A 12,163-nucleotide genomic window follows, 5' to 3' on the forward strand; every position below is an offset into this window, starting at 1 on the left:
TGATCTGGCGGGCTGGCCAGCCTACACGACTCGCCACATCCACTCCACAGCATGGGCGATGACATCGCCGAACAGCAGCAGCGCCGCGGACCAGACCAGTGCGGAGACGAAATTGGCGACCTGGAATTGCCAGTACGACATCTCGAAAATGCCCGCTGCAAGCGGCACCGACGCGCGTAGCGGGCCGAAGAAGCGGCCGATGAAGATGCTGGGCACGCCCCAGGTCTTCACGAAGGCCTCGCCGCGCGGCAGGATCTCGGGGTAGCGCGACAGCGGCCACATCTGCGCGACGTGTTCCTTGTAGCGATAGCCGAACCAGTAGGAGACCCAGTCGCCGAGCGCTGCTCCAATGCCGCCGGCGATCCAGATCGGCCAGAAGTTGATCCCGCTGACGCCGATCAGCGCGCCGATCGCAACCAGCGCGCCCCAGGCGGGCACCAGCAATGAGATGAAGGCGAGCGATTCAGCGAACGCCAGCAACATGACGATCGGAGCGGCCCAGGCCTGGTGGTGGCGCACGAATTCGGCCAAGGCCCGCGCTAAGTCTTCCATCTCGTCGAGTGCCTTCTGCTCCGTTGAACCCCGAATGAACCTTTCTACCAGCCCGCAGCCTAAGAACAGGTAAGCCGGCCCATTGCGTGACATCAAGTCACAAAGGCGGGGATCAATCGTGATTTCCCGCAAGCCACCTGCGGTTCGGGCTGGCCGGCATTTCCCTCACAAGAAGCATTTCCCTCACAAGAAAAAAGGAATCACTGGATGATCGGGTCACTGATGATGTGCGTGGGCGTGCTCGTCCTGCTGTTCGGAATGCTCGCGGGCATCGCGATGGGTATCCAGCACGACTTCACGTTGGGGCCGGCGCACGCGCATCTCAATCTCGTCGGCGGCGTGCTGCTGTTCCTGTTCGGCCTGTACTACCGGCTGGTGCCGGCCGCGGGCAGCATGCTGCTCGCCAGGATCCAAGGCTGGCTGCATATCGCCGGTGGCATCCTGTTTCCGGCCGGCGTCGCCGCCGTGCTGCTAAAGGGGCCCTCGTTCGAGGCCGCCCCGATCGCAGGCTCCCTGATGGTGGTCGCCGCCATGGCCCTGTTCACGGTCGTTGTATTTCGTACCTCGCGGGCGTAATCGCAGCTTCCTATCTACCGCGCCCATTTGGCAGCCCATCCGTGGCATAGTCAGAGCAACCGATTCGCTGCGCCGGGACCGGCGCGCTTACTTGAAGAGCCATGGCCAAAGCATTGAAGTCAAACGCCAAAAGCAAATCCGATGAAGATCTGTTCGGAGCCCCGGAACCGAAGGGACGCGCACCGGCGAAGCCTGCCGCCAAGCCCGCGAAGGATGCCGAATCCGCCTATACGGCGGCCAGCATCGAGGTGCTGGAGGGCCTGGAACCGGTTCGCAAACGCCCCGGCATGTATATCGGCGGCACCGACGAGAAGGCACTGCATCACCTGTTCGCCGAGGTGATCGACAACTCCATGGACGAGGCGCTGGCAGGCCACGCCACCTTCATCGAAGTCGAACTGACGGCCGACGGCTTCCTGTCGGTGACCGACAATGGCCGCGGCATTCCGGTCGACCCGCATCCGAAATTCCCGAAGAAGTCGGCGCTCGAAGTCATCATGTGCACGCTGCACTCGGGCGGCAAGTTCAATTCCGATGTCTACGAGACTTCGGGCGGCCTGCACGGCGTCGGCGTCTCCGTGGTCAACGCCCTGTCCTCGCGGCTCGAGGTCGAGGTTGCACGCAGCGGGCAGTTGCACCGCATGACGTTCGAGCGCGGCCATCCCAAGGGCAAGCTCGAAGACCTCGGCAAGGTCAACAACCGCCGCGGCACCCGGATCCGCTTCAAGCCGGACACCGACATTTTCGGCGCCAAGGCGGCGTTCAAACCGCAACGCCTGTTCAAGATGACGCGCTCGAAGGCCTATCTGTTCGGCGGCGTGGAGATTCGCTGGCACTGCGATGCGGAGCTGCTGAAGGGCGTCGAAGACGTTCCGGCGGAAGCCAAGTTTCACTTCCCCGGCGGCCTGAAGGACTATCTTGCCGCGGCGATCCACGCCGACACGCTGGTGCATCAGGACATCTTCTCCGGCAAGTCCGGCCGCAGCGGCGCGCACGGCGCCTGCGAATGGGCGGTTGCCTGGACCGCCGATGCCGACGGCTTCCTGTCGTCCTACACCAACACGGTGCCGACGCCCGACGGCGGCACGCATGAATCCGGCTTGCGCAGCGCGCTGCTGCGCGGCTTGAAGGATCACGCCGAGCGCGCCGGCCAGGGCAAGCGCGCAGCCTCCATCACTTCGGAAGACGTGATGGTCGGCGCCGCCGTGATGCTCTCGGTGTTCGTGCGCGAGCCTGAATTCCAGGGCCAGACGAAAGATCGTCTCGCCACCGCCGAAGCCCAGCGCATCGTCGAACAGGCGATGAAGGATCCGTTCGATCACTGGCTGTCGGGCAATCCGAACCAGGCCAACCGGCTGCTCGATTTCGTGATCGATCGCGCCGAAGAGCGGCTGCGCCGCCGCCAGGAAAAGGAAACCGCGCGCAAGACCGCCGGCAAGAAGCTGCGCCTGCCCGGCAAGCTCGCGGATTGCTCCGACGCCGGCACCGAAGGCTCCGAACTCTTCATCGTCGAAGGTGACTCGGCCGGCGGCAGCGCCAAGCAGGCGCGCGATCGCAAGACGCAGGCCGTGCTGCCGCTGCGCGGCAAGATCCTCAACGTCGCGTCTGCCGGCAAGGACAAGCTGACCGCCAACGCGCAGCTCTCCGATCTCGTGCAGGCGATCGGCTGCGGCACGCTCGCGCATTATCGCGAAGAGGATCTGCGCTATCAGCGCATCATCATCATGACCGACGCCGACGTCGACGGCGCGCACATCGCCTCACTGCTGATCACCTTCTTCTACCGGCAGATGCCGCGGCTGATCGACGAGGGCCATCTCTATCTGGCGGTGCCGCCGCTCTACAAGCTGAAGCACGGCACCAAATCGGTCTACGCCCGCGACGACGCGCACAAGGAAGAGCTGCTCAAGAGCGAGTTCAACGCCAACGCCAAGGTCGAGGTCAATCGCTTCAAAGGCCTCGGCGAAATGATGCCGGCGCAGCTCAAGGAAACCACGATGGATCCGGCCAAGCGCACCCTGCTGCGCGTGGTGCTGCTCGCCGACGATCGCGAGGGCACCGCCGACTCGGTGGAGCGGCTGATGGGCACCAAGGCGGAAGCCCGCTTTGCCTTCATCTCCGACAAGGCCGAATTCGCCAGCGACGACCTGCTCGACGTCTAGCCCAACCAACTGATTTGAAACGATTTTCCGACCGCCTCCTGATCGGGGCGGCCGTTGTCGTTCGCCCTGTCGGAGAGCTCCAATGGTTTCGTTTTCGGACGGTTGTGTCTCACCCGCAACAGCATTTCCGGAGGAACCACGTATAGTCCCCACCATGAGTTTCGGGAATCGGTGCCAACGCACCCCCGTCAGCGACCTGATCGAACGCTAGTCGAGGATTTGGATATGAAGAAGATTTTGCTCGCTCTGACCGCGGTTGCTGCGATGACGGGTTCCGCGTCGGCTGCCGATCTGGCCGCCCGCCCCTACACCAAGGCTCCCGCCCCGATCGCGGTGGCGCCGAGCTGGACCGGCTTCTACATCTTCGGCGGCGGCGGCGGCGGCGTCTGGGACGCTGACACCGGCACCCAGTCGACCGCGACGGGTGCGCCGATCCTCGGCTTCAACCAGCGCCAGGGCGGCGACGGCTGGTTTGGCACGGTCGGTGCTGGTTATGACTGGCAGACTGCCAACAGCTGGGTGATCGGCGTGTTCGCCGACGGTCAGTTCGGCAGCCTGAAGGGCACGATCCAGGATCAGACGGCGTTCCTCGCCGGCAACATCAAGAACGACTACAGCTGGGCCGCTGGTGCGCGCTTGGGCTACCTGGTCGCTCCGAACGTTCTGTCCTACGTCAACGCCGGTTACTCCAGCTCGCACTGGAAGGGCACCACGCTGTTCAACACCGCGACGGCTCTCCCCGGTGGCTTCCACACCAACGGCTTCGATCGCAGCGGCTGGTTCGTCGGCGGCGGCGTCGAGAACAACCTGAACATCTTCGGCATCACCGCGCCGGGCTGGTTCATGAAGACCGAATATCGCGCCGCTTACTACGACAAGAAGAACATCTCGGAGCTGGTTGACGGCACCAACGCGTTGACCGGTACCGACATCACCTTCAAGCCGTTCGTCCAGACCATCAGCACCTCGCTGGTCTACCGCTTCAACTGGACCGGTCCGGTTGTTGCCAAGTACTGAGCTCTTCTGAAATAGCAGACCAAAAGCCCCGGCATTGTCCGGGGCTTTTTTTGTTGCCCGAATCGCTCCGGGAGACGCCCAGTCCGCACACCAGCCGACGCAGGGCCGACCGGCCGTGTCCGATCTGATCAGTGCTGCGATGATCGGGCACTCTCGCGACCAGATTCAAACCGGAGCGGACAACAACAATGAAAAACGGACAGTTTGATCTCTCGGGCCGGGTCGCGATCGTCACCGGCGGCAATGGCGGCATCGGGCTCGGCATGGCGCGCGGCCTGGCTGATGCCGGCGCAGCGGTCGCCGTGGTCGGCCGCAACGAGGCGAAATCAAAGGCCGCCGTGGAGGATCTCGGCAAGCGCGGCGTCAAGGCGATCGCGGTGGCGACCGACGTCACCGACAAGGCCGCGGTCGCGGCCATGGTCGAGCGGGTCACAGGCGAGTTCGGCCGGATCGACATCCTGGTCAACAATGCCGGCATGAGCATCCGCAAGCCGCCGCACGAGCTCGAGCTCGACGAGTGGAGCAAGGTGATCGACACCAACCTCACCAGCGCCTTCCTGTGCTCGAAGGCGGCCTATCCGGCGCTCAAGGCGTCCGGCCACGGCAAGATCATCAATATCGGCTCGATGATGTCGATCTTCGGCGCCAGCTTCGCGGCGGCCTATGCCGCGAGCAAAGGCGGCATCGTCCAATACACCCGCGCCTGCGCCAACGCCTGGGCGCCCGACAACATCCAGGTCAACGCCATCCTGCCGGGCTGGATCGACACCGACCTGACCAGGGGCGCGCGCCAGCAGGTCGCCGGGCTGCACGATCGCGTGCTGGCACGCACGCCGGCGGCGCGCTGGGGTGTCATCGACGACTTCGCCGGGATCGCCGTATTCCTGGCGTCGCCGGCATCGGACTTCGTCACCGGCACCGCGATTCCGGTCGACGGCGGCTATTCGGTGATGGCCTGACGCGCAGCAGCCCCGGCACGGGCCGGGGATCATGCATCGCGTTTTGATCGGGTTTCGCCACGCGGCGCGCATCAGCCCACGGCAGGCGAATGGACATGCTCCGGCCGCACCCCGACCGCGACCAGACGGGCCGTCAGCCCCTGCAGCCAGGGCATCGCGGTGATCAACCGCAGCGCGAACGGCACCGGCTGGTCGCCCCCCTTCAGCGCCGCGCTGATGATGTTGTTCTGCGCGATCACCTGCATGCGCTGCGTCACGCGCACCGGGAATTCGCGGCGGCGCCGCACCGCATCGAGCTCGTCCTCGGACGGCACGCCGCGAACGAGCTTCGCCGCCAGGATATTGGCGGTGGCGACCGCGTCCTGCACCGCGAGGTTGACCCCGACGCCGCCGATCGGCGACATCGCGTGGGCGGCATCGCCGATGCAGAGCAGACCCGGCCGGGTCCAGCGTGTCAGGCGATTGATCGCGACCGTGAGCAGCTTGACGTCGTCAAAGCTCTTCACGTCGCCGATGCCGGGCTTGAGGATCGGCGCCAGCCGCAGCACGTCGTCGAGCAGCGCCGGCAGTCCCCTCGCTTTCACGGCCTCGTATTGCCCCTTGGCGATCACATAGGCGCATTGCCAATAGTCGCCGCGGTCGAAGGTCACCATCATCTTGCCGTGGTCGATGCGGGCGAACAGGTTCTCGGTCTCGTCCGGACGTCGCCCGACGCGAAACCACAGCACGTCCATCGGCGCGCCGATCTCCTCGACCTCGAGGTCTGCGCGCTCGCGCACGATGGAATGGCGGCCATCGCAGCCGATGGTGAGATCCGCTTCGATATCGATCGGGCCGTCGGGCGTGGTCGCGCGCACGCCGGCAACCGCGTCGCCGCGCCGGATCAAATCGGTCGCCTCGGCATTCATCAGCACCTTCAGCGCGGGGAAACGCGTGCCGCTCTCGCGCAGGAAATTGAGGAAGTCCCACTGCGGCATCATCGCGATATAAGGATATTTGACCCGGAGGCGGCTGAGATCGGCGATCCGCACCGAGGTGCCGCCGAACATGCCATCGAGCTTCTGGATGTCCTGGTGCGGCAGCTTCAGGAAGCCGCCGATCAGACCGAGTTCGTCCATCACCTGCAAGGTCGAGGGATGCACGGTGTCGCCGCGGAAATCGCGGAAGAAGTCGGCGTGCTTCTCCAGCACCACGACATCGACGCCCGCGCGCCCGAGCAGGTAGCCGAGCATCATGCCGGCCGGCCCACCGCCAACCACGCAGCAGCGGACCTTCATCTGTCGCGTAGTCGGCCCTGCCGGACTTCCTGCATCCATGTTGCCATCCTTGCCGCTGCCTCGCCCATCGGGCTCCGACTGTAACGCGGATCGGACGACAAGGATGCAAAGCTATCGCCGGAACGTCTTGATTTCCGACACGCTGCCGTCGCGATAGGTCAGCTCGACCGAAACCGATTTGGTCTGAGGGGCGAGCTTCAGATAGGGCTGCGCGTCGGACGGGATTGCGCTGGGGTCGCGCTGGTTGCAGGGGGGCATCTTCAGCACCTTGTCCGGCACCGCGCTGTCGATGCCGATCCGCACCTCGCGGATCGCGCAGCGGTACGACATCAGATGGGTGTAGTAGACCAAGAGCCCGTTGAACTCGCGGAACGACAGCCAACTCGTCGCGGTCATGTCGAGGATCTTGCGCTGGTCGCGGATCAGCGCGGCATCGGGATCGAACTTGATCGGGAACGGCCCCTGCATCTCGCCCTGGCTATCGATATAGCGAAGCTCGATCGTGGCCGCCGGCGCATCGGCCGGCAGCTCGATCGACGGATTGGGCATCCGTTTGCGCGTCCGCGGATCGAGCGTGTCCATGAAGCCGGTTTCGCGGAAGTCGCCGCTGTCGCCGATCCGCCAGGAAATCCCGAGTGTCGGATCGGCGATCGAGAACACCACGGTCCAGCCGCCATTGTGCCGCGAGAAGCTCGCGATCGGCGCGTTGACCGAGTCCTCCTTCGGCAGCTTCGGCACCGAGACCGGCGGCAGCGCGGCCACCTGCTGCGGCAGCCCGGATGACTTGACCGCCCCCGGCTGCGCCTCCGCCTTGGCGATCCCGTTCAGGAAGACGTCGTCGACCATCTGGTCGAAATAAACCGGGATCTGCTTGTGCTTGACGGTCTCGGCCATCTCGCTGACCAGGCGCCGCGTGCGCTGCGCGACCTGCACCAGGTTCTCACCAGGCTGCAGCAACTCCTTGGCAAAGGTTCGCGTGAACACCGAATTGGGATTGGCATCGTCGTTCGAGAGACGGTCGAGCGCGGTCTGGCGCGGCCCCGCCGAGAACACCGAGAACACGCCTTCGGGCAGCTGCGTCATCGGCGCGAGGCCGCCGCCGCCGGCAACGGCGCGCGTGCCGGCCCGCTCGAACGGATTGTTGCGGCAGGCGTCGAACACCAGGATCGAGGTCCGCGCCTTCTTGTTCTGCAACCGCTCGATGATGCGGTCGGCAAGAACGGAAGCGTCGCGCACCAGCTCCTCCTGCCCTTCGGTCGCCGCAGGCACGTCGGTCGGCAGCAGGAAATTCTGGCCGGCGATCTCGAAGCCGTGGCCGGCATAGAAGAAGAACGCAGTGTCGCCGGGCTCCACGGCGCGGTCGAAGGCGAGCAGCGCCTCGGAGAACGCCTGCCGGTTCAGATTCTCGGCCACCATGACGTTGAAGCCGAGCTGCTTCAGCGTATCGCCCATGGTGCGGGCGTCGTTCACCGCCTTCTGAAGCTTGGGCACATTCCGGTAGTCGTTGTTGCCGATCACCAGTGCGACGCGCTTCTCGGCCTGGGCGGGCGCGGCCGATGCGACAAGAGCGACCGCCAACAGGGTCGCCGAAAGTACCGAAAGCCAGCTCTTCATTCCATTTCCCGCCTGCACAACAAGTGTGCCGCTCGTGCGACCGCCGCTTAATAGTCGGATCAGCCCTTTGGCCGGTTCAAGGCCGGCCATACCGGACCATCGTCCCGGCCCCCGCCAGGCCACCATGGCGCGGTCCGTCCGCCTCAGGTCAAGTTTCTTTTTACGGCCGGCGTGATAGATTCAGGTATCCACTCCGGCGCGAGCTCTCCACAGGTCCCAAGGGCTTTTCCGTGCACACATGGTCCACCGATCAAGTCGATCCCCGGGATCGCTTCGACTATTGGCGCGAGGTCCGCGCCAAGGGCTTGTTCGGCGTCACCGCCGAGCTCGAGCCCGACCGGCGCCATGACTTCTTCGGCGAGTTCTCGCTGCGCAAGCTCGGCGATGCCGGACTGGTCGAGTTGCGCGCTTCGCCATACCGCGTCGAGCGGCGCGCCGGCGATATCGCCGATGCGGCGAGCGACAGCCTGTGCATCTACCAGCAGCTCGGCGGTGGCGGCTGGTTCGGCGGCGCGCGGCTCGATGAGTTCGCGGTGCGCGACGGCATGTTCGCGACCAGCTATTCGGACCTGCCCTACCGCACCGTGCCGCTGCACGATGCCGGCTTTCATCTGCGCATCATCAAGATTCCGGTGGCGAACATCGTGCCGCCGGGTGCCGAGCTCGGCGAGCTCGTCCCCAGGCCCGTGCAGGATGCGAGCGCGCTGCGGACGCTGCTGGAATCCTGCTTCCGCGACCTCGTCGAAAGCAACGACGCGGCGGCTGCGGCCGCGGACCCGATGCTTCAGGCCCTCGCCCATCTCGCGCTGATCGAACGCGGTCAAATGCGGCCGAAGAGCCGGCTCGCCCAGCAGGCGCTGCGCACCGCCCATCTGTCGCTGGCCCGCCGCCTGATCCGTCGGCATCTCTCGAGCGCGGCACTGACGCCAAGCCTGATTGCCGGCCTGCTCGGCATTTCGGTCCGTCACCTGCACATCCTGTTCGAGGAGACGGAGAACAGCTTCTCGGAGACCGTCACCGCGCTCCGGCTGGCGCAAAGCCGCCGCCTGCTCCGCGAACAGCCGAGGCAGACGATCGCCGAGGTCGCCTTTGCCTGTGGCTTCGAGAGCCTTGCGACGTTCTATCGCCTGTTCAACGCATCCGAATCGATGACGCCGGGCGATTACCGGGCGCGACCGGCCTGAGTGCCGATCCGGACCGGCCGGTGCTCCGTGCCCCCTGTATCTCCTTGAATTCAGATCTGCCGCTCCTTGACGCGAAGTGATCAGGCTGCGCGCATTGAGAAGATAATTTCCGTCGACTTCGCCAGAACCGGGCTGGCGCTTCGCCCGGACCAGCCACAGCCAATCCGTTACCGGCGACGCGCGCTCTCATGCAGAGCGAAGGGTCATGCACGATGCGCGGTAAGTACGAGGATCAGAGCCGGGAGGCCTTATCGAGCGGCCCAACGCACTTGGTCGCACCGACCGTGGTGGCGTTGCGCGCGGATCAAACTCCGGCCGTCGAGACCATCAGCCACGGTGCTTCGGCGATCAGCAATCGCGGCTGGGCGCCGCTGCTCGAAGCCTGTCTTGCCGACTTCAAGGAGGCCACGGAGGCCGGTGATAACGCGCGCATTCCTGCGCTGGTCAAGATCGTGGCCGACCTCGCGCTGATCGAACGCGGCGCGATCAGGCCGGGCAGCCGCCGCGCCCAGCAGGCGCTGCGCGTCGGCCGGCTCAGCCTCGCGCGCCGCCTGATCACGCGCCATCTCGCCAAGCCGTCGCTGTCGCCAGGGATGGTCGCCGACCTGCTCGGCGTCTCGGTCCGCTACCTGCACGTGTTGTTCGAGGTGACGGGCGCGAGCTTCTCGCAGACTGTCACCGCCCAGCGCCTGAGCGAGAGCCGCAGGCTGCTGCGCGAAAAGCCGCCGCGGCCGATCGCCGACGTCGCCCTCTCCTGCGGGTTCGGCAGCCTGGCGACGTTCTACCGGATATTCAGCGCATCCGAAGGCCTGTCGCCCGGCGAATACCGCGCTGCGGAGCACTAGCCGCGACGGCGGCCCGCTAGGCCTTGGCCGAACGCCGCGACCGCCGCCGGCTCCTTTGCATGGGGTTGTTTTCCGATATTTGGCAACGCGCCTCCCCCGCAAGGCCGGCGCGGGCCCCGCAGCGCCTCGTCATCGGATCCGAAGCGGTCGATTCATTTGACCGCCAAATGACGGAAATGACGGTTATTTTGGCGAAAACGTTAAGCTTTTTGGGCTTTCCGGCCGGTTCCAAGATTGACTTTACCGGTTTCGCCCCTATGTTGCGAGGCAACGCGGCCCTCGGATCGAAACGCGATTCGTCAGGTTTGCCGTCCGTCAGCGTTAGTCAGAGCCCCCGAGCTTTATAGAAAAGCGAGCCGTTTCGGGGCCGAACGCGACAGCCTTTTACCTTCGATTCCGAACGGCGGTGTCGACCAGAGGCTCAATGTCTTTTTCCAATCTAGGCCTGTCCGATAAGGTCCTCGCCGCTGTTGCGGCCACCGGTTACACCAATCCCACTCCCATCCAGGAACAGGCAATCCCGCACGTCCTCGCCCGACGCGACGTGCTCGGCATTGCCCAGACCGGCACCGGCAAGACCGCTGCCTTCGTTCTCCCGATGCTCACCATCCTCGAGAAGGGCCGCGCCCGGGCACGGATGCCGCGCACCCTGATTCTCGAGCCGACCCGCGAACTCGCCGCGCAGGTGAAGGAGAATTTCGACAAATACGGCGCCGGGCAGAAGCTCAACGTCGCGCTCTTGATCGGCGGCGTCTCGTTCGGCGACCAGGACTCCAAGCTGATGCGCGGCGTCGACGTGCTGATCGCAACGCCCGGTCGCCTGCTCGACCACACCGAACGCGGCGGACTGCTGCTCACCGGCGTCGAGTTGCTGGTGATCGACGAAGCCGACCGCATGCTCGACATGGGCTTCATCCCCGACATCGAGCGCATCTGCAAGCTCGTCCCGTTCACGCGGCAGACCCTGTTCTTCACCGCGACGATGCCGCCGGAAATCAGCCGCATCACCGAGACCTTCCTGCACAACCCGGCCCGCATCGAAGTCTCCAAGCCCGCGACGACCGCGGTGACCGTGACCCAGTCCCAGGTGCCGGCAGGCCGTGAGCCGCACGAGAAACGCGAGATCCTGCGCCGCCTGCTGCGCGACGCCAAGGACCTCAACAACGCGATCATCTTCTGCAATCGCAAGCGCGAAGTCGCCGTCCTTCACAAATCGCTGCAGAAGCACGGCTTCAGCGTCGGCGCCCTGCACGGCGACATGGACCAGAGCGCGCGCATGGCCGCGCTCGATCAATTCCGCAAGGGCGAGCTGCCTCTGCTGGTGGCCTCCGACGTCGCCGCCCGCGGCCTCGATATCCCCGCCGTCAGCCACGTCTTCAATTTCGATGTGCCGCATCACCCCGACGATTACGTCCATCGCATCGGCCGCACCGGCCGCGCCGGACGGACCGGCACCGCGATCTCCATCGTCACCCCGCTCGACAGCAAGTCGATGGCTGCGATCGAGAAGCTGATCGGCCAGCAGATTCCGCGCACCGAAGGCGATTACACCGTTCACAGCGACGGCTCCGACGAGGATGCCGCGCCGCGCCGCTCGCGCGGCCGCGACGGTTCGCGCGATGGCGGACGCGGCGGCCGAAAGCCGCGCCGTGAGCGCGAGCCGCGTCACGACCAGGAGCCCCGCCAGGAGCGCGCAGCCAAGCCGGAGCGCGAGCCGCGCCACGGCCGCAACTCGGCTCCGCAGTCCGCTCCGTCGCATGTGCCGTCGATCGGGCGTGCCGAGCCGCGGCGGCCGCAGCGCGAGGTGGACCACGAGCCCGCCGATCATTCGCACCTGCCCGCTTTCCTGCTGCGACCTGTGCGCGCACGCGCATAAGGCTTGTCTGATACCGCCGCACCAGCGGCGGTATCAGGGCAAGCTGCGTTGCCGCCAAACCACCGACGCACGCGCCGATCGCCGGCGTTTGAGGCAAATGC

Annotated in this window: 10 protein-coding genes; 7 read left to right on the forward strand and 3 right to left on the reverse strand. The window is 65.6% G+C overall.

Annotation, left to right across the window (positions count from 1 at the left end):
* Window positions 1-21: 21 nt before the first annotated feature.
* On the reverse strand, window positions 22-552 hold the full coding sequence (locus ACVW17_RS28780) for a DedA family protein (protein WP_456755004.1): 531 nt from the start codon (window positions 550-552) through the stop codon (window positions 22-24).
* A 207-nt stretch (window positions 553-759) separates the two neighbouring features.
* On the opposite strand from ACVW17_RS28780, the gene ACVW17_RS28785 reads away from it, so the two are divergent.
* The 4 genes from ACVW17_RS28785 (at window position 760) to ACVW17_RS28800 (ending at window position 5,266) form a co-directional block, all read left to right on the forward strand.
* Window positions 760-1,128 (forward strand): hypothetical protein, encoded by a 369-nt coding sequence (locus tag ACVW17_RS28785; protein ID WP_456755005.1) that lies wholly within the window; start codon window positions 760-762, stop codon window positions 1,126-1,128.
* A 101-nt stretch (window positions 1,129-1,229) separates the two neighbouring features.
* On the forward strand, window positions 1,230-3,290 hold the full coding sequence (gene parE / locus ACVW17_RS28790) for a DNA topoisomerase IV subunit B (RefSeq protein WP_456755006.1): 2,061 nt from the start codon (window positions 1,230-1,232) through the stop codon (window positions 3,288-3,290).
* Window positions 3,291-3,515: 225 nt separating this feature from the next.
* Window positions 3,516-4,307: an outer membrane protein gene (locus tag ACVW17_RS28795; RefSeq protein ID WP_456755007.1), complete on the forward strand. Its 792-nt coding sequence runs from the start codon at window positions 3,516-3,518 to the stop codon at window positions 4,305-4,307.
* Window positions 4,308-4,495: 188 nt separating this feature from the next.
* The gene (locus ACVW17_RS28800) at window positions 4,496-5,266 is read left to right on the forward strand and encodes a glucose 1-dehydrogenase (RefSeq protein WP_456755008.1); all 771 of its coding nucleotides are present in this window, start codon (window positions 4,496-4,498) and stop codon (window positions 5,264-5,266) included.
* 71 nt (window positions 5,267-5,337) lie between these two features.
* Here the strand turns inward: ACVW17_RS28800 and ACVW17_RS28805 are convergent, their stop codons facing one another.
* On the reverse strand, window positions 5,338-6,582 hold the full coding sequence (locus ACVW17_RS28805; protein WP_456755009.1) for an FAD-dependent oxidoreductase: 1,245 nt from the start codon (window positions 6,580-6,582) through the stop codon (window positions 5,338-5,340).
* A 72-nt stretch (window positions 6,583-6,654) separates the two neighbouring features.
* Complete coding sequence (locus tag ACVW17_RS28810; RefSeq protein WP_456755010.1) at window positions 6,655-8,157, reverse strand: caspase family protein; 1,503 nt, start codon at window positions 8,155-8,157, stop codon at window positions 6,655-6,657.
* Between the two features lie 230 nt (window positions 8,158-8,387).
* On the opposite strand from ACVW17_RS28810, the gene ACVW17_RS28815 reads away from it, so the two are divergent.
* The 3 genes from ACVW17_RS28815 (at window position 8,388) to ACVW17_RS28825 (ending at window position 12,062) form a co-directional block, all read left to right on the forward strand.
* Entirely contained in the window at window positions 8,388-9,341 is a 954-nt protein-coding gene (locus ACVW17_RS28815) for a helix-turn-helix transcriptional regulator (RefSeq protein ID WP_456755011.1), read from the forward strand.
* 188 nt (window positions 9,342-9,529) lie between these two features.
* Window positions 9,530-10,186 (forward strand): helix-turn-helix transcriptional regulator, encoded by a 657-nt coding sequence (locus ACVW17_RS28820; RefSeq protein WP_456798156.1) that lies wholly within the window; start codon window positions 9,530-9,532, stop codon window positions 10,184-10,186.
* 424 nt (window positions 10,187-10,610) lie between these two features.
* Window positions 10,611-12,062, forward strand: a complete 1,452-nt coding sequence (locus ACVW17_RS28825) for a DEAD/DEAH box helicase (RefSeq protein WP_456755013.1) — start codon at window positions 10,611-10,613, stop codon at window positions 12,060-12,062.
* Window positions 12,063-12,163 lie beyond the last annotated feature (101 nt).

The organism is Bradyrhizobium sp. USDA 4473, assembly GCF_054063335.1.

Bases quoted from the DNA above. Each gene is read 5' to 3' on its own strand.
- ACVW17_RS28805 (WP_456755009.1), bottom strand. From the start codon at position 6,582: ATGGATGCAGGAAGTCCGGCAGGGCCGACTACGCGACAGATGAAGGTC.
- ACVW17_RS28785 (WP_456755005.1), top strand. From the start codon at position 760: ATGATCGGGTCACTGATGATGTGCGTGGGCGTGCTCGTCCTGCTGTTC.
- ACVW17_RS28780 (WP_456755004.1), bottom strand. From the start codon at position 552: ATGGAAGACTTAGCGCGGGCCTTGGCCGAATTCGTGCGCCACCACCAG.
- ACVW17_RS28820 (WP_456798156.1), top strand. From the start codon at position 9,530: ATGCAGAGCGAAGGGTCATGCACGATGCGCGGTAAGTACGAGGATCAG.
- ACVW17_RS28795 (WP_456755007.1), top strand. From the start codon at position 3,516: ATGAAGAAGATTTTGCTCGCTCTGACCGCGGTTGCTGCGATGACGGGT.
- ACVW17_RS28810 (WP_456755010.1), bottom strand. From the start codon at position 8,157: ATGAAGAGCTGGCTTTCGGTACTTTCGGCGACCCTGTTGGCGGTCGCT.
- ACVW17_RS28825 (WP_456755013.1), top strand. From the start codon at position 10,611: ATGTCTTTTTCCAATCTAGGCCTGTCCGATAAGGTCCTCGCCGCTGTT.
- ACVW17_RS28800 (WP_456755008.1), top strand. From the start codon at position 4,496: ATGAAAAACGGACAGTTTGATCTCTCGGGCCGGGTCGCGATCGTCACC.
- parE (WP_456755006.1), top strand. From the start codon at position 1,230: ATGGCCAAAGCATTGAAGTCAAACGCCAAAAGCAAATCCGATGAAGAT.